This window comes from Pseudoalteromonas sp. SG44-8, from assembly GCF_014164125.1.
Lineage (GTDB): Bacteria > Pseudomonadota > Gammaproteobacteria > Enterobacterales > Alteromonadaceae > Pseudoalteromonas > Pseudoalteromonas rhizosphaerae.
The window spans coordinates 19,042-44,090 of the sequence record NZ_JACJEQ010000033.1 but is presented as its reverse complement, the minus strand read 5'-3'; the positions used below and the strand labels follow the sequence as shown (position 1 = coordinate 44,090).

The window sequence follows — 25,049 nt, the reverse complement described above, 5'->3', positions numbered from 1 at the left end:
CAATCATTTGCTTAGGTAGCAAATGATTGAGATAAAACATTAACCTTTAGTATTTGGTACAATTTGAACTTCCACGCGGCGGTTTTGCGCGCGGCCGTTGGCACTGTCATTGCTGGCAATTGGGCGAGTTTCGCCGTAACCACGTGTACTAATACGCCCAGCTAGAATTTGCTGATTCACTAAGTAACCTTTCACACTCTGCGCACGCTGTTGCGATAACGTCATGTTGTAGCTATCTTTACCTGTGCTATCGGTATGGCCTTCAATACTTAAATAAGTTTTTTCGTACTTATTCATCACTTTAGCAATAGCATCAAGGGTGTTATGAAAGCCAGATGAAATATACGATTGATCGGTGGCAAAAGTTATATTAGCTGGCATCACTAAACGTAAGTTATCGCCTTCACGCACAACTTCAACACCGGAGCCGGCTAACTCATCACGAAAAGCCGCTTCTTGTTTATCCATATAGTCACCAACCGCAGCGCCGGCTAGCGCGCCAATAGCGGCACCAATGAAGATACGTTTATCATCATGATCTCCGGTTGCCTTACCAAGTACTGCGCCTGTAGCTGCACCAATACCAGCTCCCATTCCTGTGTTGGTGGTCTCACAACCCGTTAATAATAATCCAACAATAGTCGCTGTTAGTAATGGTTTGGTTAAAGTCATGGTATTTCCTTGGTTATTAATTCTTTCATTAACAGCTAGTATGCAAACATTGTAATGAACGAAATATGAAGAAGATGTTAAAAGCTCAGCGCTTGCTCGTTAAGAGGAGGAAGTTCATAGGGAGCAATTAATGTATTTAGCTGACCAGTGGCAGCCATTGTTTTCATTAGCGCATCAACCCGCTACGCTAATGGGGTTACTGAAAACTGTTTACTTAAAGCGAGATAACCATAGATTGTATCATTAAAACGATACTGCATTTTAACCAGTTTATTGGCTGGCTGATTCAGCACACTCATAGCATGATCCGCGGTATCTTCAACGGCAATAACTAAATCTGCACGCCCTTTCAATAATAGGTTAATAGCTGTGCTTTCTGTTAAAACAGCTATTTTAGTCAGTTCATCGTCTTCATCAAAACGTTTAAAATGTACGGCACCTCGCATAATCGCAATTTTTTTACCATATAAATCGTCATAGTTGTTGATTTGTAATTGGCTATCTTCGCGTGCATAAAATACAAATGACGAGGTTAAAACCATATAAGGTGGGGTTACAAATTGCATTACTTGCTGACGCATAGGTGTGAGGATCAAACCTCCCATCGCATTAACTTCGCCTTGCTCTAACATTCTTACACAGCGTGAAAATGGGCAACCAACCAGCTCTAACTTAAAAGGAAGTTGCTTTTTCATCTCTCGAAAAATATCAACAATCGCGCCTGATACTTCACCATTTTGATTAATTTGGCTATACGGGTGGTGCATTAACGATATTTTTTGCACAGCCGCATTAGGTTCATTTGCAGCATAGGCATAGTTTATAAAGGCAAAAATTATAAAAATATAAACAATAAATCGCATAACTACTTAACTTTAACAAAGCCTTTTTTACATTGTAGACAGGCACAAAGATTAAAAACCATAAAATTGTCACGAAATTTTGTCATACTAAGCTGTTACGGCAATAAGAAACGAGAGAATTCATGTTACTAGCTATTTTTAAGCAGTTTTTTTTACTTGGTTGCATGAGCTTTGGCGGGCCAGCTGCACATTTAGGTTATTTTAAACGTCATTTTGTTGATAACTTGCAATGGCTCAATGCTCAACGTTATGCACAACTAATCAGTCTTAGTCAGGCTCTGCCTGGACCTGGGTCTAGCCAAGTGGGTTTTGCTATTGGTGTGGAGCGAGCAGGCGTATTAGGCGGTATTGCTGCTTTTGTTGGCTTTACCTTACCTTCCTTTTTGATCATGGCTTTATTAGCGATTAGCGCCCACCAATTTGATGCTATTTACTTTGCAATAGTTGCCGGTTTAAAACTATTTGCCGTAGTAATTGTGGCCGATGCTACGCTGAGTATGGCAAAAAGCTTTTGTACTAGCTGGGTACTCAAAGCGCTTGCTATGTTAAGTACCTTAGTGCTGATCTTATTACCGAGCCTGAGCAGTCAAATATTGGTTCTATTAGCAGCCGCTGCTATTGGCGCAATATGGCCATTGCTTAATCTAGCTCAAAGTAATCAAACAGCAACTAAGCAGCGCACAGTTAACTGGCCTGCACTCATTCTATTTGCACTATTATTGCTAGTGAGCTTTGTCCCACTAGGTTCTCAATTTGCAGATTTTGCACCCTTTTATCAAGCTGGGGCTATGGTTTTTGGCGGCGGTCATGTGGTATTGCCGATACTTCAAGCTGGCTTACCAAGTTTAAACACTGAGCAATTTTTATCAGCTTACGCCAGCGCACAAGCGGTGCCTGGGCCAATGTTCACCATTGCTAGTTATTTAGGCGCAGAGCTTAATAGCGAGCAGCCGCTTGTTGGTGCGGTGATTGCAACCTTACTGATTTTTACTCCTGGTTTTTTATTAATGTTAGCATTTCAAAAAAGCTGGCTGCAATTATCTGAACGCCCCCGCTTTGCCAGCTGTATTGCCGCGCTTAATGCCGCTGTGGTGGGTTTTTTAGCGGCTGCATTGTATTCACCAATTTGGACATCCGCAGTTCACAACATTTGGCATATTGTGATTGTTGTTGCAGCTTTTGCATGGCTAAGGTTAGCAAAGCCACCTATTTGGTGGCTATTAATCGTATTTGTTAGCCTTGGCCTACTTCAGTATTATTTGCCACTTTAATGGTAGGTTTAATAGCGGTTGGGGTGATTGCTGCAGGACTAAATTGCCCCGAGACACTTTGATAAGCGCGTAGGTCAAAAATAGGTAATACCGCAAGTAGATGATCCATGATCTCTGCTTGCAGATGCTCGTACGATATCCAGCGCTTATCTTCACTAAAACAATAAAACTCTATCGGTAAGCCATGATTTAACGGTTGTAACTCCCGCACCATTAATGTCAGTGACGTGTTTATTTTACTGTGCTGCTTTAAATATCCTTCAGCATAACGACGAAATAACCCTAAATTTGATACCGGATCAGGTAAGGTATTCATCTTAATATATTCTTTTAACGCGATAGTTTGAGAAATCGTTTTAGTCAGCTCGTCATCAGCTAAACGAATGCTATTCATATCTATATTGAGTGAGCGCTTGATCCGACGACCTCCAGATTCTTGCATACCACGCCAGTTTTTAAATGAGCCGGCCACCAGCATATAAGTGGGGATAGTGGTGATAGTGTTATCCCAGTTTCGTACTTTTACGGTATTTAACCCAAGGTCAATTACTTCGCCGTCAGCACCATAGTTATCTACTTGGATCCAATCACCATAGGTTACTAAACGATTTGCTGCAATTTGAATGCTGGCTACAAAACCTAATATAGTGTCTTTGAATACTAACAAGGTCACCGCAGCAATTGCCCCGAAGCCTGAAAGAATATAGGTTGGCGATTTTTCCAGTACGATACTGACAATCAAAATCACACAAATCATAAAGGTAATAAGTTTTACTACTTGGATCAGCCCTTGAATCGGCACTTCGCGAGCAAACTCTAGTTGGTTATAAATGCCACCTGCAATACTTACTATGCTGCTGATGATAAAGCCAACATGAATAATTAATAAAGTTTGGCCAATCGTCTTCAGCACTTCAGCAGCAAATTCAGTAACTGGATAAACACTATCAAATGTTGCTAAGAATAATACACAGCACAACATCCCGGCAAAACGACGATTAAGTTTTGTCAGCATAGGCGCCAATAGCCCAATTCGCTCAGGAGAAAGTTTAGTCACCACCTTTTGAATACCTGGTAGCATTAAACGGCGGGTAAATAAATACACCACTAACAGCGAGAACACTCCAATTGCAGTGGCTGTAAGAGAACTGAATAATACTGTGTCAGGCATACCCTGAAACCAAGGCTGCACAAATTGCTGTAAATGAGTTGGAGTCGTCATGATAATTCTAATTCCTTGCTGCGGGAGGCTCAATAACAGTCATTTTAGCTATATTGATTGTTGCTTAACACTGTAACAAACCCAAAACCAATACAAGCTTAACAGTACTGATTTGGGCCGTTACCTATTAGCATTTGCGACTATGACTTAAGTTTTTGCTCAAACTCGCTAAGCTGTTGTTCTTTCTCTTGCCATAAGCGATTTAATTCTGATTGAAAACGTACTCTAAATTCTGAATCTCCCGTGTAATCACCTATCAACTCTTGGCTTACCGGCATCACTTCTACATAAATATTAATTTGTTTTACTCGTCCACTGGCAAAATCCATAAACGTAGGAATGCCCTCAGGATACTGAATAGTGACATTTACCACTTTAGAGATTTGCTCACCCATAGCTTGCATCACAAACGCCACCCCACCCGCTTTAGGTTTGAGTAAATGAGGAAACGGGCTATTTTGGCGCGAATGTTTTTGCGCTGTAAAGCGAGTACCTTCAACGAAGTTAACCACACTCACCGGCATTTCTTTGAACTTTTCACAGGCTTTACGGGTTGTTTCTAAATCTTTACCACGTAATTTAGGATTCTTTTTTAATTGGCTTTTGCTGGTACGAGTCATAAAAGGGAAGTCGAGCGCCCACCAACATAGCCCCAAAACAGGAACGTATATCAATTCTTTTTTCAAAAAGAAGTTTAAAAATGGAATTTTACGATTAAACACACGCTGTAAAACTAAAATGTCCACCCAGCTCTGATGATTGGCAATCACTAAGTACCAGTCTTTTAGTTTGAGCTCTTCAAGGCCGGTAACACTTAGCTTGGTTGGTGTTAATAACTTTTGATTTAACGTATTAAACGTAACCCAAATAGAGGCGCATTGCTTAGCTGTCCAACTCATTAACTTTTGTAAGGGTTTGATAGGGATAAGTTTAATTAGGCCACAAATAAAAATGGGAACAAACCAAATTAGTGTATTTATGGTGTAAAAGAAAATACTAAAAACACAACGGATCCAAGACATTACTACTTAATTCCTTTCATTAAAACTGTTCGGCAATTTAGAATGCAATACAAGAGTATCGCAATTAATCTTCAAAATATGTATACCCTTCAAGGCCCGCATTTAGCTCAGCTAAATACTGCTGCTTAATAGAGTCACTAATGTCGAGTTGCTGTACTGTGGTAGCAAAGTTATCCGAGAAAATATCGCTATCATAATCAACAAACTTTAATACATCCTTAACGCTATCACCCTTGATCGCATTGGTTAGTTGATAACCTTGTTCGGTGAGCTCTACATGGACTGAATCAGTATCACCAAATAAGTTATGTAGATCACCTAAAATCTCCTGGTAAGCTCCCACCATAAACATCGCAATGTGGTATTGTTGCCCAGGTACATATTGTGGAATAGGTAAGCTTGTTTCGATCCCTGCTCCCTCAACATATTCACGAATTTGCCCATCTGAGTCACAGGTAATATCTTGAATGATAGCGCGTTGCGTTAACGGCTTATCAAGGTTTTCAATCGGCATTACCGGGAATAATTGCTGGATCCCCCAGACATCAGGCAATGACTGAAACAATGAAAAATTCACAAATAATTTGTCGGCTAATTTTTCGTTTAAATCATCCAGTACTTCACGGTGAGCACGCGCATTGCTTAATGACGCTCGCACGCGATGCAAAATAGTAAAATACAGCTGCTCTATTTTCGCCCACTCCAACATACTTACTAAACCATGTACGTATTGGTCGTGCGCTTCACTAAATAAGTGCATTGCATCATGGTAAATTTCTAATGCCATACGCGGGTTTAAACGCTGTAAACATTGCCACATTTCATCTAACACTAACGCACTATTTGGCTCAGGTGCACTAGGGTTGCTGTGATTTGGTGCTTGCTCAACATCAATCACATCAGTGATCAGCACTGCGTGGTGAGCAGTTAACGCACGGCCTGATTCAGTAATAATAGCCGGATGCGCTAAGTCATGCTGTTCGCACACTTCAGCAAACGCATTCACCACATTACGAGCATATTCTTCGACTGTGTAGTTCATGGAACAGGCACTGCGCGAGCCAGAACCTTCGTAATCAACGCCTAAACCACCACCTACATCAACGGTATTTAATGGCACACCTAGCTGGCTTAATTCTGCAAAGTGGCGTGAACATTCACGTAAAGCACGATGAATATCGCGAATATTGGCAATTTGTGAGCCTATATGAAAATGTACCATTTGCATTAAATGCAACTTATTGTGTTTTTTGAGTACTTCGACGGCCGTTAATACTTGCCCAGCTGTTAAGCCAAATTTACCTTTTTCGCCACCGGTATTTTGCCACTTCCCTTTACCCACTGAGTTTAAACGGATGCGAATACCAATGGCAGGCTCGATGCCTAGCTCTTCAATCTCGGCTAATAACGTTGTTAACTCAGATAGCTTTTCAACTACGATTTTAACTTTATGGCCCATCGCTTGGCCAATACATGCTAAACGTAAAAACTCACTGTCTTTGTATCCATTACAAACAATAGTGATCGGTTGTTTTGCCACACCTAAAATCGCCATTAACTCAGGTTTTGAACCGGCTTCTAAACCGACTAAGCCACTTGGGTGCGCCAATAACTTACTTACTACTGAACGCTGCTGATTTACTTTGATCGGATATACACAAGTATATTGACCTTGGTAGGCACGGGCATTGCGCGCGCTACTAAATGCGCTGGTCATAGTATCTACACGATTTTGCAAGATATCGGTAAAGCGTACTAATACTGGTAACGTTAAACCCTGCTTTTTAAATTGTTCCGTTAACTCGGTTAATGAAATAGCGGCTTTCGTTTGATCGCCATCTGGGAAAGCAACCAGCTCACCTTGGCTATTAATATCAAAGTAACCATCGCTCCAATGAGCAACGTTATATGTAGAGCGTGCTGTATCTAAACCCCAAGTCATGGCAAATTCTTCTATAGTTAACAAGTTTCGCGGAATCACGCATTTTAGTACGTCATAACCCTCTACGCTAACAAAAAATGACCTTTAAGCCAAAGCTAAGATAAAATATATTCGCTATACTGATAAAATTTCATTGAGCAAAACGCCAAGCACTGGCAGAATTGCCCCTTTTTCATACTCAACTCAAAAGTGTAACTAGCGACATGGCAAATTTAGATCAAAGTAAATGGTTTACAGAAATCAGTGAACGTGACGGCAGTGCGTTTTCTATGCGCATCAACAAAAAGCTAGAAGAACAGCAATCGCCTTTTCAAAAAGTCGAAATGTACGAGACAACAGACTTCGGTAATCTAATGATTATTGACGGTTGTACTATGGTAACTAGCCGTGAAAACTTTTTTTACCATGAAATGATCAGCCACCCTGCACTACTTGCACACCCAAACCCAAAAAATGTAGTTATTATTGGTGGTGGTGACTGCGGCACTTTACGTGAGGTACTCAAGCACCCGGGCGTTGAGTCTGTTACACAAATCGATATCGATGAAGTGGTGACGCAAATGTCACTTAAATACTTCCCTGAGTTATGTGAAGCAAACCAAGATCCTCGCGCTACAGTAATGTTTGACGACGGTATTAAATATATGCGTGAAGCTGCAGCAGAATCAATCGATATCGTGATTGTTGATGGCACTGATCCAGTCGGTCCTGGTGAAGGTTTGTTCAACCATGCCTTTTACACGAGCTGTTTAAATGCACTACGCCCTGGCGGCATTATGGTACAACAAAGTGAATCACCGCTTATGCATATGCCATTACTGGTTGAAATGCGCGATGCGATGACTGATGTAGGCTTTAACGACTTACAAACACTGCCATTCCCACAACCTATTTACCCAAGTGGCTTATGGTCAGTAACACTTGCTCGTAAAGATGAAGCATTCGCCGGTTTTAGAGAAGACGCAGCAGCAGAGCTTGCGCAAACTACAGAGTATTACAATAATGGTATTCACCATGGCGCATTAGCAACACCGAACTTTATGAAGCGCGCTTTCGAAAAAAAGTAAACGTTATACCAATCGTTTTAAGTTACTGACCATTTATAGCGACAGAAAAATACAGTGGTAACAAGGCAGAGATTTTGACATGTAGTTGTTCTACATGAAAAATTACTAACGCAGTTAGCACTTTATTTAGCGCGCTAGAATGGTTAAATATTTAAGTCGATTGGTATTAGATACTAACAACGCAAAAAAGGGTTCTCTCGAACCCTTTTTTATTGCCTACAGCAAACAATTAAACTTTAAAGCGCTGCACTAGGCGGCTTAATTCATCTGTTAATTGGTTCATTCTTACCGCAACTTCTTCAGTTGAACGTGCCAGCTCGCCACCTTGCATGGTTTGATCGTTCAATGATGATAAATTATGACTGATTTCTTCAGCTACTGCTGTTTGCTCATCGGTAGCTTGGGCTGTTTGCATAGCCATATCATTCACTTTTACTGATGACTCTTGCATCGCATTAAGTACATCATTGGTTTGCGTAAACGAGGCTACGGCTTCATCTGCAAAGCGTTTGCCACCATTAATTGCCGTTAAAGACTGCTCGACACTATTGGCAAACTGCTCAACCATTTTTTGAATATCGTTGGTACTTTCTTGAGTGCGCGTTGCCAAGGTGCGTACTTCATCGGCGACCACCGCAAACCCCCGCCCTTGTTCGCCAGCACGCGCCGCTTCGATAGCAGCATTTAGCGCAAGTAGATTAGTTTGCTCTGCAATCGCGCGGATCACTTCCAGCACTTTAGCTATATTATCAGAGCTTTGTTGCAGTTCGGTTGATTTGTTACTGGCATGTTCCATATTTTCAGATAGCGCGACTATTTTATCACTCGAATTAGCCACAGCCGTTAAACCTTGCTTAGCCAGTTGCTGTGAGTTATCAGCTTCTTTTGAAGACTGCTGCGCCACATTAGCCACTTCGCGACTAGCAACACTCATTTGATGAACCGCACTGACAATTGATTCTGATGCTTGGCTGAGTTTTTGAGTGATCTGATTATTTTGATTTGCGAACTGACTTAAATCAGTACCTAAATGGTTAAGCTCATTAGCTTGGCCTAAAATATCACGGATCAGTTGCTGCAAATTATCTAAAAAACGATTAAATGCCGTTGCCAGCTCGGCAAATTCATCTTGGCTTTCTATCGCTATACGTCCTGTTAAATTACCATCACCAGAGGCAATATCATTAATTCTCGCAGTCACGTAATGCATTTGCTTCGTTAACTGACGTGGGATCACATAACTGAACCAAGCTGAAATGGCTAACAGCACCACCACCATAGTCAGTAAAAACAATTTCGTTGTAGTTATCTTCTCAAGCAATTTTTGTTTTTCTTGTTTCGACGTCAACTCAGCTTGTTCACCTGCTTTATCTAAAATATCGCGCAGCGCTGCAAACTCTGTATTGGCCTGCTGATTTTTTTGCTTGTTTTGCGGGTCGTTGATAAACGCGTTTGATGCTGATAACCATTTTTCAAAGGCACTATCAAAGCCAGTAAACTGCGTCGTTACTTGCGGGTAGGCTGATAAGAAATGTAAATATTGATTAAAACGATCGGTCACTTGCTGTGCGTTTTCTTGATGATCTTGCAGTTCTTCGGCATTACCTATCTTATTGGTTACTAAGTGTAATTCAGCTACCTTAGCTTGGTAGAGATCACGATCACTATTAACCACTACTGAAATAGCATTTAAAAATCGCTCAGATTGTGCTTCTAACGCATCTTTTTGTAAGTTAATTAAGTGCGTGTAGCCTGCTATCAGTACTATTATCGCAATCCCAAGTAACACAATTGGCAGCGAGCTCTTGATTCGAATACTCTGTAAGTTCATTTTTCACCTTTGCATAAAATACAACATCAGCCACACCTTAATATAGTTCAAACTATCTGAATTACCATTAAAAGCGCCACTGAACATTTAAGCTAATTTGTTGCTGTGATAGGTTTTTGGGATTATTCATCGCCATGCGATTATCTGCTTGGCTGTGTAATGCAGAACCTTCAATCCCTAGTTGCCACTGCGGCGTTAATTGATAACGCCAGGTCGCGGTTATACCTTCACCTTCACTGGCATTAGGATCAAATTGCCAGTCGTCATGATCGGTTACCTCAAAATAATCATAACGCATTGAAATGCGATGCTTGGCCATTTTATGACTTACTAATACAAAGTGACTATAGAAGCTATTATTTACACCGCGTTTAGCACCCATAGCGGTAGTGCCCGACATCATTTGCGCAATTAAGCGCGTATTCGCAGTAAATTTATATAGCCACGCGACGCTGCTAAAACGAGTATCCCATGCATATTGCCCAGTACTTCTATTTAGTGCTGCAGGATCGCCATTATTATCGTAATAATAAAAACGAAATTGTGATTTTTTTAAATAATCCCAGTGAATTCCTGCATAATAACCAAAGCGCCCATCAACCTCCTCAAAGGGCAAGACCTGATTTGCCTGATACTGAAGTTCGGTGGTATTAAATGAAGCGATTGGCGCAAACGCAATACTTTCATTAAAGGTCGTTTGGCGGTCATGCATTGCAAAGCCACGCCAAGCTAATAATGTTCCTGCAGGATCATTACCTTTAAATGTAGCGCCAACCAATGCAAAGCTATGGGTACTGTTAAAGCTGCGCCCTGGCCGCTTGATAGTGGCCTCAACCCCAACGGTACGTACCTCTTCACCTATCCATGAGTTTATTGCTGAGTTAGTGTAATTATATGGTGAAAGCCAGCCCATATCTGGATTTTCTAATGATAATAACGGGTAAAAACCACCTACCCGCAGATGCCATTTATAGTTACTCGCTGTTAGCGGCTTATATTGCAAATATGCTTGGCTAAAACCTAAAGTCGGCTGCGGATCTTGATAAGCATTAATAACCCCATGTACTGACCAAGCGGTGGTTAAATCAGTTCTAAAATCAACGACTCCCTGAGAAAGCACAATGCCATCATTGTCACTATCGTACCGGTATAGTCCTATGTCACCTTGTTGCCAACTTACGTATTGATCACCCTGAACTGCACTTAGTTGCACTAAGCCCTTTACTTGTGCAAAAGCATTGCACGTTAATGTTAGCCCCACTACACCTAGGTAAAAGCAAGCTTTATTCATAATCGTCAAATTCATCAACGCCCACCGCAACACGAGAAATAATCGCCTGTTTTATTTGATAAACAACCGGCGCACTAGTGAGTGAAATGGCTTTGCTTTCAGTTTTGCTGATGTCACTAAATTCGGAGTGCCAAATATTGAGTGTAAAATCTCCGGCCTCAAGCGTCAGCTCAATTTGTCCTTTGTCATTGGTCATTGCGTAATACGGACTATCAACCACCACAATATACCCCAACATCCAATCATGAATATTACAGCCTAATTCAACTACGCCCGTTTGCTCAAAACTGATCGGATCCTGTGGTTGCTCTCGGTATAGCTTTAGCTCAAACGATTTAGCTTTGGAAAAAGAATACACGTGGTGCATGATTGAATCTGCATTTGGAAACTCAACTTGAGCATTTTGCGGTACCACCAACACATGGGGAATAAACTGCCGGTCTTTTTGAGTCATTATAAAGGGTGTAGTTGGCGCGGGGAATTCAACACTTTTATCCGCAGGCGTTAACCAGACGACGGCATTAGCGAGCGGTTTTTGCTGTTGATCATTAATGGTGATAGTACCAGCGTAACTATTAAAAACCATTAAACACAATGAAAGAATGAAGGTCTGCTTTAACATTTTAATATCTTCTTATTTAACTTCATTCATTATAAACCAATTAGATTAATCTTTTGTTAATTATATTCTGTTAAAAATATCTCGTTAATTATTTTTCAATATTTAACCTAAGCTAACTAATGAGCTGAATACGTATGCAGTCATCTCGTAATCTAGGCCCTTGCGCTTTATGCTAAATGCTTCAATTAGGTTACACCTCAAGGAACAGCTATGCGATTACCTTTGCTACTTCTGCTTGGACTTTCAAGTGCTTGTTTTGCTAAAGACGCGACGATTCAATCCCCAAACGGAAATATAACAATAACCATTTCGGATCAGCAAGCTACACCAAGTTATAAAATCAGCTTTAACGGCAAAGATGTTATTGAAAATTCAGCTCTTGGCTTCGAATTTAAACAACAAGCCGCCTTTGCTGAAGGTTTTACAATAACCGACGTCAACAACTCCCAACATAACAGCCAATGGCAGCAACCTTGGGGTGAACGCCAAACTATTATAGATAAACATAATGAGCTCACGGTTACGTTTAAAAAGCCAGCGCCACAAGGCGGCACTTACACGGTTCGTTTTCGAGCTTTTAATGATGGCGTCGGTTTTCGTTACGAAGTACCTAAACAAGCTGGATTTGAAAACATTGAAATCACTAAGGAGCTAACCGAATTTGCAATTAGTGGTGCGGATAAAGCCACCGCATGGTGGATCCCAGCTCGTGGTTGGAACCGTTATGAATATGTTTATAACACCACTCCACTGCAACAAGCTGCTCTTGCACATACTCCATTTACCTTTAAAAACGCTGATGGCGTCCATTTGAGCATTCACGAAGCTGCATTAGTTGATTATGCAGGGATGGTGCTCAATCAACGTCGCCCAGGGACTTTACAAGCCGACTTAACGCCTTGGTCTGATGGTGTTGCGGTTAAAAAACACGGCGCATTTAATACTCCGTGGCGCACCATTCAAATTGGTGACAAAGCCGTTGATTTGATCAACTCAGATATTATTTTAAACCTCAACGAACCAAATAAACTCGGTGATGTATCGTGGGTTAAACCAGGTAAATATGTCGGTATTTGGTGGGGCATGCATATCAATGAGAACACTTGGGGCAGCGGTGAAAAGCACGGTGCGACCACCAAAGAAACCAAGCGTTACATGGATTTTGCAGCTAAATACGGTTTTGATGGGGTACTTGTCGAGGGCTGGAATATTGGCTGGGATGGCGACTGGTTCTTCAATGGTGATGTTTTTAGTTTTACCAAACCTTACGCTGACTTTGATATTGCAGAGCTAACTCGCTATGGCAAAGAAAAAGGCGTACAGCTGATTGGCCACCACGAAACGTCTGGCAACGTAACCAACTACCGCAACCAGATGGAAGACGCCTACGCACTGTACGAAAAATCTAACGTTAGCCAAGTAAAAACAGGTTACGTAGCAGATGGCGGCAACATCAAACGCATTGATGAAAACGGCATTGCTCGCCATGAGTGGCACGATGGCCAATTTATGGTTAATGAATACCTACACAGCGTGCAACTGGCTGCAAAACATAAAATCAGTATTAACACCCATGAACCGATAAAAGACACAGGTCTGCGCCGTACTTATCCGAACTGGATAGCCCGCGAAGGTGCTCGCGGCCAAGAGTTTAATGCATGGGGCACACCGCCAAATCCACCAGAGCATATTCCAATGCTCGCCTTTACACGTATGTTAGCTGGGCCAATGGACTTTACACCGGGCATTTTTGATATGAGTTTTAATGGATTAGGTGGTGATACAAATCGTCCACAAACCACACTTGCGAAACAACTCGCGTTATATGTCGTAATGTATAGTCCAATCCAAATGGCCGCTGATCTTCCGCGTAACTATTTAGCCAAACCGGACGCATTTAAATTTATTCAAGACGTACCAACAGATTGGCAACAAAGTATCGCACTAGCGGGTGAGGTTGGCGATTACGTGGTATTTGCTCGCAAAGAGCGTAAGCGTGATAACTACTCTGGTAACGACTGGTTTTTAGGAGCAGTAACCGATGAGCAAGCTCGCAGCATAGAGATAAAACTCGACTTCTTAGAGCAAGGTAAAAAGTTTGAGGCACAAATTTATCGTGATGGTAATAATGCTGAATGGAAAAACAACCCATACGATTTAAAAATCGAAAAGCGCATAGTCACAGCTGCTGATAAGTTAACGCTTAAACTTGCCACCAGCGGCGGCACAGCAATTAGATTTAAAGCTTTATAATAGCGCGAAGTCGATAGTGAAAATAGGAGGCGCGAGTTTCTCTCGCGTCTTCTTTTTAATAAACAACCGGCAAATAAAGAGCTTCCAATTAATACTGCTAACGCCTTGAGTTAGCCCCTAAATAATTATTCAATGCTACAGTTCATGACTTCAATTAAGCTGTTGGCATCATCATTACTGCAACCAAAAGCAACTATGCTTATATTAATGGCTCTGTTGTATCCACCCTGAAAATACCTAACACATCCTATAAATAGCACGTGAAATACCGTGTAATAGTTTTATTCCCATTATTGCTCTACTTTTACAGATTAAAAAGTTAGTTAGTAACAGTAGGAATACCAAGCATGGCTGTGAGCCATATATTTAATAATTTTGAAAAATTACGCAGCACTAATAAACAACTAAATGTGCAGTCAGCTCAATAATAGTGAACTTGCTTAAAAGGACTTTTAGAGCTAATACCTCTAGAGCCGCTTCAATACTATAAGGAATATAATAATGGCTAAGAAACCCAAAAATCGCAGTATTAAAACGCTAGCAACTGCTAACAATGTGCCATGTTGGTCAAATGACAAAGATGTTGAACTAGCCTGCCAGCGGTTAACTGAAATGTTTGTTGGCCTTGGTCAAGTGCCGCGTATAGACAAAGGTCAACAGCCAGCACAACGAGCTGTATTTAGAAAGCAACATGGCATCGCTTACGGCCACTTTATTATCAATCCAGATATAGACCCACAATTTAAAATTGGCATTTTTGCAGGCAAAGAATACGAATGTGCAGTGCGCTTTTCAAGTGATACGTTACCATCATCACCAGATTTACACAGCACATTAGGATTGGCAGTGAAGCTCTTTGGAGTAGATGGGCCAAAGCTGATTGGCGAAGGTGATACCGCAGATTTTATTTTTCAAAACATGAATCGATTTTTCACCAAAAATGCGCAACAGATGTGCCAATTCACCACTGCAGGCGTGATCGATAAAAACTATGATGCCTATATAAATAATCCAAAACACATACAAACAGCCAATATTTTACAGGCTATGCAAAAAGTTGAAGCAAGCTGTTTAAGCGCTAATTATTGGGCAATATTACCGTTCAAATTAGGCGAACAACAGATTGTAAAATATCGCTTAGTGCCTGAAGGCAGTGAACTTGGCGCACCAAGTGTCGATAATAATTACCTCGCTTTAGATTTGCAGCGACGTTTACGTCAAGGCAGTGCAACATTTCGCTTTGAAGTACAATTAAGAACAAACCCAAAAACAATGCCACTTGATGATGCACAAGCCGTGTGGAGCTGTGAAGAAAGCCCATACGTATGTATTGCACGGCTGCATTTAGCACAACAAAATATTACCGCGATTGGTCAAGCTGAGCTTGGTAATAACTTAGCGTTTAATATTTGGCGTACTTTAGCCGCCCATGAGCCTCTAGGTAGCATTGCATTGGCTCGAAAGTCAGCCTATGCGGCCAGTGCTCATGCCCGACATACAGCCAACGGTCAGCAGCTACAAGAGCCTAAACAGTTAAGTGAATTTAAGCCACAGCAAGATCAAGATACTGACTCTGAGTGTATTGTTTATGCCGGTATTTATCCGCCTATTGGTGTAATGCGCGTGGGTAATAGTAAAAAAGGCTACTTTATTGGCCCGCAACAACCGCAGCCCATAGCTCATACTGATGAATACAGTTACCGTGATAAAACAGGTGCATTAAAGCGCCAAGCAGCTGAGTTTAGAATTTACGGTTTTAATGCCGCTGGTAAAGCGATAAAAGAACTAACCCTCGATAATGCAGACATTACTTGGCATGCTGAATTAGCAAATCAAAAAGCCTGCTGGTACGAATTTCAAATTGCTTTAGATATTCCAGAAGCCGCAGATGCGCCGCCGTCGTTACTGCGCAATAACAATGTAACCGATCGTAGCAAGCTGTTAATCAAAGGGGGCAAACACAGTATTAGCCGCAAAAACGTAAAATCTAAGCATGAGTTTATTGGCCAATTTATGGATCAGGATGTGTACTTAGGCGAAATGCGCAGTGATCAACATGGCCGCTTACTAATGCTCGGTGGTCATGGCGTGTCACGCAACGTAAACGGCGATATAGCCATTACCTTTGCAAATAATGAAGGCTGGTATGATGACACCTCAGATGGCCCAATTACAGCAGAGGTTGTATATCAGGGGATATCGCTAAGAGTAGAACCCGCTTGGGTTATTTGCGCGCCACCGGATTATGCACCGATGCAAAAATCAGTACGCACCATGTGGGATTTAATGCGCGACGTTGCTGTAGATGCTGGTATGCTGGCAAGACCACAGCGACCTTCTTTTACTAACGACATTCAACCCATATTTGCCCGAATGACGGATTTACAATGGGTTAATGACGGATTTGCTGGCGCATTTGGCTGGGGGGGTCAGTTTAATTACACCACGAATGAATGGCTAGAAAAGCTTAGCGATCCATCTCCTGCCTATCAGGAATTACGCCGTACACTGTCTAATAACTTTCGTCGTTTTGATGTTCCCGGTGCGCAAGCTCCACAACTATGGCCTTGGCTGTATGGCGATGCGATTAGCATTCCTCCCACGGGCTCAGTGCGCCAGCATGCAACGCTATCAAATTTGCAGTTGAGCTTTTTAGAGCAATGGGTGAAAGGTGATTTTATTAATGATTACACCCCTCAATCAGCTTGTCCGGCACATGCAAATGTAACCGCGTTAGATGATTATCCAATTGCTGAGCAGCCAGAACTACTTACTCGCGGCGCGATGGAGTTTTGCCTTGCTGATGCATTTCACCCGGGCTGTGAAATGACTTGGCCAATGCGAACTGCAGGCATGTATATGTCGGCATTTCGACTCAAACACGCCCAAGCGGACTTACAAAGTGACCGTTACTATTATGGTCCTGTGATGAATAGCGACGTTTATACCCTCGCGCAAGGACCTTTATTTGGTGGTCAAGTAGCAGGAGGGATAACACGCTGGATGGCTATTCCTTGGCAAACTGATACCGCGAGCTGTAGAGATGGCTACAGCTCTGAGTACGATCCATTTTTACCGACATTTTGGCCTGCTCGAGTGCCAAATCAAATAATGAATCAGTTCCGCTATCAACAAGTGCTTGATACCTCATTACCTGACAGTACTCGTCAACAGGCTTTTGCTTATCGTACTGATTGGCTTGATGATTTACCTCTGCACGGTAATCCTGCCACATATACAAACCAAATCAATAGTATGATAGACAACTTTGCTGAACTTGCGATTGTACAACCGCATATCGGCGTAATAGGCGATGCACAATTTCCTAGCGCAATGCAGGTTGGTATATTGCCCAACAATCCACAAGATGAGGCACAAGTTAACTTAGCGATTAAAGCGATAAAGCATACAAAAGCGACTCTCTCGGCTGAGCATGCTTCACATCGTAGTCAAACCAACTTAGGTGTTACTGAAAAAGCGAGCCGCTTTCATCGCAACAAAGGACGCTAAAGCAATGCTGCAAGAGACCGAATTACAAACGGATGTTGTGATCATTGGTGCAGGTGTGGCAGGCTGTATCGCCGCACTTGCTTTATGTGATTCATATCAAGTTACTTTGATTGATAAGTCTGAGATGCCCGAAGAGCGAATTGGTGAATGCTTAGCACCTGCCGCACGGCGTATTTTACAACAGTTAGATTTGTTAACTGAATTTGAAAACCAACTGGTGGCCAACGTACTTACCCCACAGCATTTACACAATGCAGGATTGCAAATAAGTTGGGGCCAATCAACACCCTATGTTACTGATAATCTCAGTAACCCGGATGGTTTAGGTTGGCGCTTGGATCGTCAAGTATTTGAGAGCTTTTTACGCGAAAAAGCGCTGCAACGGGGTGTCCGCTGTATTTGGCCTGCCAAATTAGCACACAGCGAATACCAAGGGCAACGCTGGCAAATAACACTAACACAGTTACAACAAGAGCAAACAATCAACATTGCGAGTCAATTCGTAATTGATGCCACTGGCCGAGAGGCTCATTTTGCAAAAAAATACACCGCTCGCAAACAACATGACCGTCTAATATCTTGCTGGGCAACCGTGGCTAATACTATTGAAAATCAACTAGGCAGCATTTGTGCCACGCAAAACGGCTGGTGGTACAGTGCACCATTACCAAACCAACGTCGTGTTTTAGCATTTCAAACGGATCCGGATTTGCTGACCAAAGGCTTACAACGTGATACAAAGTTATTTACTCAACATGCGCAATGTTATGCCAATCAAGCGAAGATTCTCGATGTATGCCAACAGCCAATAACACTGCACGGTATCGTCAGCGCGAACTCCACTCGCTTAGAGTGTTTTGCAGGCCAACAATGGGCCGCTTTAGGTGATGCAGCACTGAGCTTTGATCCAATCTCATCGCAAGGAATTTTTAATGCTATGGCAAGTGCGATGCAACTTGCCGATCTGATGAAAAAACTCGAGATAGTCAATAAAATAGAACACGATAGCCAGCTACAATTTAAAAAACTATACCAGCAACAAATAGAACAGATTTGGCATCGTTATTTAGATCACAAACGCTATTTTTACGCTCAAGAGCAACGCTGGTCAAACAGTCCTTTTTGGCAGCGCAGACAGCAGCCGAGTAGTATAAAAGTATATACGGCTAACTCACTTTGACTGGTAAATAAACCTCAGCATTTAAACCGCCTTCAGGGCGATTAACCAGTTTTACTTTACCACCATGCATATCAACTATGCGCTTAATGATCGCAAGCCCTAACCCACTACCTTCACTGCCTCGCGCAGCATCGCCTTGTTTAAAAGGTTCAAATACCGTTTCAAGTTCACTTTCAGGAATACCTGGGCCATGATCTTTTACAATCACCATAGCGTATTTTTTATCACGACTTAGCGCAGTTTCAACATCAATATCACCATCCGAATAACGGATCGCATTTTCAATCATGTTGGTAATAACTCGCTTGATTGCCACCATACTTAAAGGAATATTACTAATACTAGGATTTTCGCTAAAAGTGATAGTGCGTTGATGTTTTTGTTCTGAATGCACCACTTCTGACACTATCGCGTTGAGATCTTCAAGCGCTAACTCCTCACGTTTGTGATGACGCAAATACTCAATAAACTGATCAATAATGGCATTCATGTCTTCAATATCGTAGATGATCCCTTCACGCAGATAATCTTCTTCATCCGACATCATTTCGGTAGCAAGGCGAATGCGCGTCAGCGGCGTACGTAAATCATGAGACACCCCAGCCATAAGTAGACGGCGATCGTTCTCAAGCGCTGCTATACCACGTGACATTTGATTAAATGCGCGGGTTACTTCGATGACTTCAGTTGAGCCGTGTTCCTCTAATTTTGTAGAAAAATCTCCAACCCCTACTTTTACCGCCGCTTGTTGTAGCGCTTTTAAAGGTCGATTCAAATGACGTGCGAACAGCCAACCACCGAGTACACTTAAAAAGCCGATACTAGATAAATAAAAGGTTAGAAATTCGAGATTATTTTCTTTAAAACCAGTTAGCGGTACTTTAACCCAGTAACCCGGTGCTTGCGGCGCTTCTACCCAATAAACAAGCGGATCTGTTTGGCTAATACGCACTCGGGCTGAACCATGCAGTTGCTCAGACATACTACGCGACAACATCGAATATTCACGAGTTTGCGCCAAACCTTCGCTCATCGCTTGGCGCTGGGTCATAACTTCGATACCGGTTATTTCAAAAAACTTTTCAGACACCTCATCACTTATTTCAACGCCATCTTCCCAGTCTATAAACACAGTTTTGATTTGTTTTGCGAGAATAAGGTTAACTTGCTCAATAGTAGGCTTAACTACGTAAAGGCTAACCGTGATGTAAGACACTACTTGGTTGATCAACAATAGTGCCGCAACTAAAAACACCGTTTGTCCAAATGCACTTTTGGGAAACATACTCATTATGGCTATTTTTCACCATCTGGAACAAATACGTAACCTAAGCCCCATACAGTTTGAATATAACGTGGATTAGCGGCATCGACTTCGATCATGCGACGCAAACGTGAGACTTGTACATCGATACTACGCTCTAATGCACTGTAATCTCGACCACGCGCTAAGTTCATTAACTTATCACGACTAAGCGGCTCTCGTGGATGTGTAACAAGCGCTTTCAATACCGCAAACTCACCACTGGTCAACGACATGGTTTTGTCGCCTTGGCTCATTTCACGGGTGGCTAAATTAAGCGAAAACTCACCAAACGAAATATGATTTTCTTCTGCTGACGGTGCACCTGGCACTTCTTTTGAACGACGACGCAAAATAGCTTTAATACGCGCTAATAATTCACGCGGGTTAAATGGTTTCGGGATGTAATCATCAGCACCAAGCTCTAAACCGATAATACGATCAACCTCATCACCTTTAGCCGTTAACATGACAATTGGAATTTCATTTTCTTTTTGGCGTAACCGCTGACAGATAGATAAGCCATCTTCACCGGGTAGCATTAAATCAAGTACCATCAAGTGAAAGTTTTCACGTTCTAACAGCCGATCCATTTGTTCTGAATTAGCAGCTGTACGCACAATAAATCCTTGTTCTACCAAGTAGCGCTCTAACAAGCTGCGTAAACGCATATCATCATCAACGACTAATACTTTTGTGGTTTCATGTCCCATTACTTTCATTCTTATTTTTCTGTACTGTTATGATTAATATAAATGAAAAACATGATAATAAAAAACTAATTAGGTCACTAGATTGTTACTGAACATTTCAAGCCCACAAAAATGCTGGCGAGAACAAAAATCAGCTCGACAAGCCAACAAGATTTTTATACCTTGCCTAGGTGTTTCTCAAGGTAATAATTTAAACGTGAAAACTAATTTAATCACCCGCGAAGGGTATTTACAGCTGCAACAAGAACACGACCACTTATGGAATGTTAAACGCCCTGAAGTCACAAAAATAGTGAGCTGGGCTGCTAGCCTTGGTGACCGTTCAGAAAATGCTGATTACCAGTACAATAAACGTTTGTTAAGACAAATAGATCGTCGCGTGCGGTATTTACGCAAACGCATGCCAGATCTAAAAATAATTGATTACTCGCCGCAGCAAGCTGGTAAAGTGTTTTTTGGTGCATGGGTCGAAATAGAAAATGAACAAGGTGAAGTGCTGAAGTTTCGCATTGTTGGCCCTGATGAGATTTATGACCGCAAAGATTATATCTCGATTGATTCGCCGATGGCGCGCGCATTATTGAAAAAACAAGTGGATGATGAGTTTTATGTTACAACTCCGCAGGGCAAAAAAGAGTGGTACGTTAACAGTATCAATTACCCTGGGGCTTCATAAATCCTCAGTAAAACGATAGTTCCTCGCTTCTCATTATTCAGATAAGGTTAATTATTGATTGTCTAAAGTGAATTTGTAGACTATAAATAAAAGTACTCAAGTAAAGCATTTCGCGCTTGAGTTGAATATTAGAAGGTAGTAGTTATGTCAAACGTAATACATCGCATAGTAAGTAATGCCGTGTTATTTACACTTTTAATGAGTGTGAGTTTGACTGTAATTGCTCAAGGTTTTGACGACCACGACCATTTATCCCCAACCGCAAACTATGTTGCTTGTGACATTCCTGACCAAGCTAATCTTGACGTTGACTTAGACACACACGTTGACGGGATCTCTATCAGGGTGCTTCAACCACTCCCTGAAAACATTTTATCACTTTATGTGAGTACCACTTTCGTACAACCTTTTAGCTATGCGTATCAGCGTGGACCACCGGCTTATTTTATTTAATTTATCGCTTAAAAACTTGATTAAATTTAATAACATAATTGGTGATTACTATGGCTAACTTTAAAGAACTTCGTACTCAAGACATTTCTAAAGGCGTTTTATCTCACACTTACCGTGACACTCAGCCGTTAATTGATTTAACGTCTCCGGCTTTGAAAATGGTCAATAATTTTACTCAAAAAGACCCGCTACGTGCTCATTTTGAAACCAGCATTGTTGATGCATTAAAACAGATCACTAGCCAACATACAGACTTTATTTTAGTAGTAGATGACAAAGAAAAATTACTTGGTATAGCATCTAGTGCGGATCTACAAAGCTCAAAAATTATGATTTTAGCACAGCGCTTAAATGTACCTCGCAACGAAGTTAACTTACTTCATGTAATGACACCACTTAGCCACTTAACTGGCGTAAGTATGCAAAGCTTAAGCTATGCTTGTATTGGTGATGCACTACAAACAATGGAACAAAACGGTATTATGTTTTTACTGGTTACTACCGCACATAATGAAATTTGTGGTTTAATTTCAGCTCGAGAAATTGCTAAAACATTACAAATTCCGTTACATATCACACCTATCGCGCACAGTTTTAGTGAAGTAATGCAACATATTGAACACCCCCATTAAGCACTGATACATGTTTAATTGAACCACCTCTTTAAAAGGCCTTAAAGTATATAAATAGCATACTTTAAGGCCTTTTTATTAAGCCCTGCTGTGATATTATTCAAGCAATTAATTACGCCAAAACTATCGTTCTGGTCTTCAAATTGTTTAATAAGGTTTTTGCATGAGCAATATCTCTGCACGTTTAGCCACTGAGCTGAATGCTCAAGAGCAACAAGTTATAGCTGCTACAAAATTACTCGATGAAGGTTCAACAGTGCCTTTTATTGCCCGCTATCGTAAAGAAGTAACGGGTGGTTTAGACGATACCCAATTACGATTGTTAGAGCAGCGTTTATCGTATTTAAGAGAGCTGGAAGAACGTAGAGCCTTCATTCTTTCGACGATTAAAGCGCAAGATAAACTCACCACCAGCTTAGCTGCCGATATTAATAATGCGGACAGCAAGACTGAACTTGAAGATTTATATTTACCTTACAAAGCTAAGCGCCGCACTAAGGGACAAATTGCTATTGAAGCTGGTCTTGAGCCGTTAGCGAATGCTTTATTTAATGATGCTTCTTTAGATCCTGAGCAACAAGCCGCTGGCTACCTAAATGCAGAAGCCGGCTTTGCTGATGAAAAAGCAGTTCTGGATGGCGCTAAATTTATTTTAATGGAACGCTTTGCTGAAGATGCCAAGCTGCTCGCCAAATTTCGTAGTCACATCAGTCAGCACGGTCAAATCGAAGCAAGCTTAATCAAAGGCCAAGAACAAGCTGGCGCTAAATACCGCGATTATTTTGAGCATCAAGAAGCGCTTAAAAAAGTGCCTTCGCACCGCGCTTTAGCTATGTTGCGCGCGCGCAACGAGGGTATTCTACAGTTAACAATCAACCCTGAGCCAAGTTCAGAAAACCCGGCCCATATGTGTGCCGTGATGATTGCCGATCATTACCGCCTTGATATTAACAACCAAGTAGCCAGCCCTTGGTTACTCACTGTCGTGCAGTGGGCCTGGAAAATTAAGCTAGGCTTACATTTAGAAAACGAATTTTTAGCAGCCATGCGTGAAAAAGCCGAAACAGGCGCTATCGATGTGTTCGCTAAAAACTTAAAAGACTTACTTATGGCTGCCCCTGCAGGGCCTCGCATAACATTGGGCCTAGATCCTGGTCTGCGCACTGGCTGTAAAATTGCCGTTGTTGATAGCACTGGTAAGTTATTAGCCACACAAACTATCTTCCCACATGCACCACAAAATCATTGGGATAAATCAGTACGAACGCTAGAGCAGTTATGCCGCCAACATAAAGTCGAACTAATCGCTATTGGTAACGGCACCGCTTCACGCGAATCAGACAAACTGGTTGCTGAATTAATCAAAGCAAATAGCGAGCTAAAACTCAATAAAATTATGGTCAGTGAAGCTGGCGCATCGGTGTATTCAGCATCAGAATTTGCTGCTAATGAGTTTCCTGATTTAGATGTGTCGTTACGTGGTGCGGTTTCAATTGCGCGTCGCTTACAAGATCCACTGGCTGAACTTGTGAAAGTGGAGCCTAAGTCAATTGGTGTAGGTCAATATCAGCACGATGTATCACAAAGCCAACTAGGGCAAACTCTGACTTCTGTTGTTGAAGATTGTGTGAACTCGGTAGGTGTAGATTTAAATATGGCCTCAGTGCCATTGCTTGCGCGTGTTTCAGGGTTAAATAAAACCTTAGCGCAAAATATTGTTAATTATCGCGATGCTAACGGTTCATTCACTAAACGCTCAGAGCTAAAGAAAGTAGAGCGTTTAGGGCCAAAAGCATTTGAACAAGCCGCCGGTTTCTTAAAAATTAGTAATGGCAGCGACCCACTTGATAAATCATCAGTTCACCCGGAAGCTTACCCTATCGTTAAACGCATTTGTGAACAAAATAGTCTCGATGTAAATAACCTAATTGGTAACTCAGAGCTGCTGAATAAGTTAGTTGCCAATGACTACATTGATGATAAATTTGGCTTACCAACGGTTACCGACATCATTAGTGAACTTGATAAACCTGGACGCGACCCTCGTCCTGATTTTAAAACAGCAGAGTTTAAAGCAGGTGTTGAAAAAATCAGTGACTTAAAGCCAGGGATGATTTTAGAAGGCGTGGTTTCAAACGTAGCTAACTTTGGTGCTTTTGTTGATGTGGGTGTGCACCAAGATGGTTTAGTACATATTTCAGCGATCACTAATAAGTTTATCTCTGATCCGCGTGAAGTAGTTAAAGCAGGTGATATTGTAAAAGTAAAAGTAGTGGAAGTTGACGCTGCCCGTAAACGTATTAGTTTTACCATGCGTTTAGACGATGACATTGATACCAGCAATAAACCTGCTCCATCAGTCAGTCAAAAGCCGCAAGCCAATAATCGTAACAATGCTCAGCAACCTCGCGCTGCAAAACCAACACGCGATACCGGTAATGCAATGATGGGTAATGCATTTGCAGACGCCTTCGCAAATGCAAAAGTGAAAAAATAACGCTTAAGCAAAAACGCCACAAACTCAGT

At 41.6% G+C, this 25,049-nt stretch carries 19 protein-coding genes; 9 read left to right on the top strand and 10 right to left on the bottom strand.

All coding sequences use genetic code 11. The features are described 5' to 3' along the window. Positions 1 to 39 precede the first annotated feature (39 nt). Positions 40 to 672 (bottom strand): OmpA family protein, encoded by a 633-nt coding sequence (locus H5163_RS18390; RefSeq protein WP_149983073.1) that lies wholly within the window; start codon positions 670 to 672, stop codon positions 40 to 42. 182 nt (positions 673 to 854) lie between these two features. Continuing rightward, on the bottom strand, positions 855 to 1,535 hold the full coding sequence (locus H5163_RS18385) for an ABC transporter substrate-binding protein (RefSeq protein ID WP_259399835.1): 681 nt from the start codon (positions 1,533 to 1,535) through the stop codon (positions 855 to 857). A gap of 122 nt (positions 1,536 to 1,657) precedes the next feature. On the opposite strand from H5163_RS18385, the gene chrA reads away from it, so the two are divergent. Then, on the top strand, positions 1,658 to 2,806 hold the full coding sequence (chrA, locus tag H5163_RS18380) for a chromate efflux transporter (protein WP_149983071.1): 1,149 nt from the start codon (positions 1,658 to 1,660) through the stop codon (positions 2,804 to 2,806). On the opposite strand, the gene H5163_RS18375 is transcribed toward chrA, so the two are convergent. The 3 genes from H5163_RS18375 to speA all read right to left on the bottom strand — a co-directional run bounded on the left by H5163_RS18375 (position 2,769) and on the right by speA (position 6,992). After that, a complete protein-coding gene (locus tag H5163_RS18375; protein ID WP_145241985.1) occupies positions 2,769 to 4,028 on the bottom strand; it encodes a mechanosensitive ion channel family protein in 1,260 nt (419 codons plus the stop codon). The two genes, chrA and H5163_RS18375, sit on opposite strands and share 38 nt — an antisense overlap. A 140-nt stretch (positions 4,029 to 4,168) precedes the next feature. After that, a complete protein-coding gene (locus tag H5163_RS18370; RefSeq protein ID WP_145241986.1) occupies positions 4,169 to 5,050 on the bottom strand; it encodes an acyltransferase in 882 nt (293 codons plus the stop codon). A gap of 64 nt (positions 5,051 to 5,114) precedes the next feature. After that, complete coding sequence (gene speA / locus H5163_RS18365) at positions 5,115 to 6,992, bottom strand: biosynthetic arginine decarboxylase (protein ID WP_182719102.1); 1,878 nt, start codon at positions 6,990 to 6,992, stop codon at positions 5,115 to 5,117. Between the two features lie 203 nt (positions 6,993 to 7,195). Here speA and speE point away from each other — a divergent pair, with 203 nt between their 5' ends. Beyond that, a complete protein-coding gene (speE, locus tag H5163_RS18360) occupies positions 7,196 to 8,059 on the top strand; it encodes a polyamine aminopropyltransferase (RefSeq protein ID WP_145241990.1) in 864 nt (287 codons plus the stop codon). Between the two features lie 229 nt (positions 8,060 to 8,288). On the opposite strand, the gene H5163_RS18355 is transcribed toward speE, so the two are convergent. The 3 genes from H5163_RS18355 to H5163_RS18345 all read right to left on the bottom strand — a co-directional run bounded on the left by H5163_RS18355 (position 8,289) and on the right by H5163_RS18345 (position 11,803). Beyond that, positions 8,289 to 9,890, bottom strand: a complete 1,602-nt coding sequence (locus tag H5163_RS18355; RefSeq protein WP_182732332.1) for a methyl-accepting chemotaxis protein — start codon at positions 9,888 to 9,890, stop codon at positions 8,289 to 8,291. Between the two features lie 67 nt (positions 9,891 to 9,957). After that, entirely contained in the window at positions 9,958 to 11,181 is a 1,224-nt protein-coding gene (locus tag H5163_RS18350) for a hypothetical protein (RefSeq protein WP_182735704.1), read from the bottom strand. Further along, a complete protein-coding gene (locus H5163_RS18345; protein ID WP_145241994.1) occupies positions 11,174 to 11,803 on the bottom strand; it encodes a methylamine utilization protein in 630 nt (209 codons plus the stop codon). The genes H5163_RS18350 and H5163_RS18345 overlap by 8 nt, the downstream gene beginning before the upstream one ends. Before the next feature lie 210 nt (positions 11,804 to 12,013). Between H5163_RS18345 and H5163_RS18340 the strand changes: the two genes are divergently transcribed. The 3 genes from H5163_RS18340 to H5163_RS18330 all read left to right on the top strand — a co-directional run bounded on the left by H5163_RS18340 (position 12,014) and on the right by H5163_RS18330 (position 18,746). After that, positions 12,014 to 14,056, top strand: coding sequence for a glycoside hydrolase family 97 protein (locus H5163_RS18340; RefSeq protein ID WP_182735703.1), 2,043 nt, complete (start codon positions 12,014 to 12,016; stop codon positions 14,054 to 14,056). Between the two features lie 501 nt (positions 14,057 to 14,557). Beyond that, positions 14,558 to 17,566: a LodA/GoxA family CTQ-dependent oxidase gene (locus tag H5163_RS18335; RefSeq protein ID WP_182735702.1), complete on the top strand. Its 3,009-nt coding sequence runs from the start codon at positions 14,558 to 14,560 to the stop codon at positions 17,564 to 17,566. Positions 17,567 to 17,570: 4 nt separating this feature from the next. After that, positions 17,571 to 18,746 (top strand): tryptophan 7-halogenase, encoded by a 1,176-nt coding sequence (locus H5163_RS18330; RefSeq protein ID WP_182735701.1) that lies wholly within the window; start codon positions 17,571 to 17,573, stop codon positions 18,744 to 18,746. Here H5163_RS18330 and envZ read toward each other — a convergent pair. Together envZ and ompR are read right to left on the bottom strand one after the other, a co-directional pair. After that, complete coding sequence (envZ, locus tag H5163_RS18325; protein WP_145242002.1) at positions 18,733 to 20,037, bottom strand: two-component system sensor histidine kinase EnvZ; 1,305 nt, start codon at positions 20,035 to 20,037, stop codon at positions 18,733 to 18,735. The genes H5163_RS18330 and envZ overlap by 14 nt on opposite strands. A gap of 5 nt (positions 20,038 to 20,042) precedes the next feature. Continuing rightward, positions 20,043 to 20,762 (bottom strand): two-component system response regulator OmpR, encoded by a 720-nt coding sequence (gene ompR, locus H5163_RS18320; RefSeq protein ID WP_145242004.1) that lies wholly within the window; start codon positions 20,760 to 20,762, stop codon positions 20,043 to 20,045. Between the two features lie 196 nt (positions 20,763 to 20,958). Here ompR and greB point away from each other — a divergent pair, with 196 nt between their 5' ends. The 4 genes from greB (at position 20,959) to H5163_RS18300 (ending at position 25,020) form a co-directional block, all read left to right on the top strand. Then, a complete protein-coding gene (gene greB, locus H5163_RS18315; protein ID WP_182732327.1) occupies positions 20,959 to 21,438 on the top strand; it encodes a transcription elongation factor GreB in 480 nt (159 codons plus the stop codon). Positions 21,439 to 21,582: 144 nt separating this feature from the next. Beyond that, positions 21,583 to 21,891: a hypothetical protein gene (locus H5163_RS18310; RefSeq protein WP_145242531.1), complete on the top strand. Its 309-nt coding sequence runs from the start codon at positions 21,583 to 21,585 to the stop codon at positions 21,889 to 21,891. Positions 21,892 to 21,941: 50 nt separating this feature from the next. Next, complete coding sequence (locus H5163_RS18305) at positions 21,942 to 22,523, top strand: CBS domain-containing protein (protein WP_145242533.1); 582 nt, start codon at positions 21,942 to 21,944, stop codon at positions 22,521 to 22,523. 163 nt (positions 22,524 to 22,686) lie between these two features. Continuing rightward, on the top strand, positions 22,687 to 25,020 hold the full coding sequence (locus H5163_RS18300; RefSeq protein WP_145242535.1) for a Tex family protein: 2,334 nt from the start codon (positions 22,687 to 22,689) through the stop codon (positions 25,018 to 25,020). The last annotated feature ends 29 nt before the right edge of the window (positions 25,021 to 25,049 follow it).

What these genes read in the sequence shown, in the direction of transcription:
- H5163_RS18355 (WP_182732332.1), bottom strand. Translation starts at nt 9,890, where the DNA reads ATGAACTTACAGAGTATTCGAATCAAGAGCTCGCTGCCAATTGTGTTA.
- H5163_RS18390 (WP_149983073.1), bottom strand. Translation starts at nt 672, where the DNA reads ATGACTTTAACCAAACCATTACTAACAGCGACTATTGTTGGATTATTA.
- H5163_RS18330 (WP_182735701.1), top strand. Translation starts at nt 17,571, where the DNA reads ATGCTGCAAGAGACCGAATTACAAACGGATGTTGTGATCATTGGTGCA.
- envZ (WP_145242002.1), bottom strand. Translation starts at nt 20,037, where the DNA reads ATGAGTATGTTTCCCAAAAGTGCATTTGGACAAACGGTGTTTTTAGTT.
- H5163_RS18350 (WP_182735704.1), bottom strand. Translation starts at nt 11,181, where the DNA reads ATGAATAAAGCTTGCTTTTACCTAGGTGTAGTGGGGCTAACATTAACG.
- H5163_RS18375 (WP_145241985.1), bottom strand. Translation starts at nt 4,028, where the DNA reads ATGACGACTCCAACTCATTTACAGCAATTTGTGCAGCCTTGGTTTCAG.
- chrA (WP_149983071.1), top strand. Translation starts at nt 1,658, where the DNA reads ATGTTACTAGCTATTTTTAAGCAGTTTTTTTTACTTGGTTGCATGAGC.
- H5163_RS18340 (WP_182735703.1), top strand. Translation starts at nt 12,014, where the DNA reads ATGCGATTACCTTTGCTACTTCTGCTTGGACTTTCAAGTGCTTGTTTT.
- H5163_RS18385 (WP_259399835.1), bottom strand. Translation starts at nt 1,535, where the DNA reads ATGCGATTTATTGTTTATATTTTTATAATTTTTGCCTTTATAAACTAT.
- H5163_RS18370 (WP_145241986.1), bottom strand. Translation starts at nt 5,050, where the DNA reads ATGTCTTGGATCCGTTGTGTTTTTAGTATTTTCTTTTACACCATAAAT.
- H5163_RS18310 (WP_145242531.1), top strand. Translation starts at nt 21,583, where the DNA reads ATGTCAAACGTAATACATCGCATAGTAAGTAATGCCGTGTTATTTACA.
- ompR (WP_145242004.1), bottom strand. Translation starts at nt 20,762, where the DNA reads ATGGGACATGAAACCACAAAAGTATTAGTCGTTGATGATGATATGCGT.
- speE (WP_145241990.1), top strand. Translation starts at nt 7,196, where the DNA reads ATGGCAAATTTAGATCAAAGTAAATGGTTTACAGAAATCAGTGAACGT.
- H5163_RS18305 (WP_145242533.1), top strand. Translation starts at nt 21,942, where the DNA reads ATGGCTAACTTTAAAGAACTTCGTACTCAAGACATTTCTAAAGGCGTT.
- H5163_RS18335 (WP_182735702.1), top strand. Translation starts at nt 14,558, where the DNA reads ATGGCTAAGAAACCCAAAAATCGCAGTATTAAAACGCTAGCAACTGCT.
- speA (WP_182719102.1), bottom strand. Translation starts at nt 6,992, where the DNA reads ATGACTTGGGGTTTAGATACAGCACGCTCTACATATAACGTTGCTCAT.
- H5163_RS18300 (WP_145242535.1), top strand. Translation starts at nt 22,687, where the DNA reads ATGAGCAATATCTCTGCACGTTTAGCCACTGAGCTGAATGCTCAAGAG.
- H5163_RS18345 (WP_145241994.1), bottom strand. Translation starts at nt 11,803, where the DNA reads ATGTTAAAGCAGACCTTCATTCTTTCATTGTGTTTAATGGTTTTTAAT.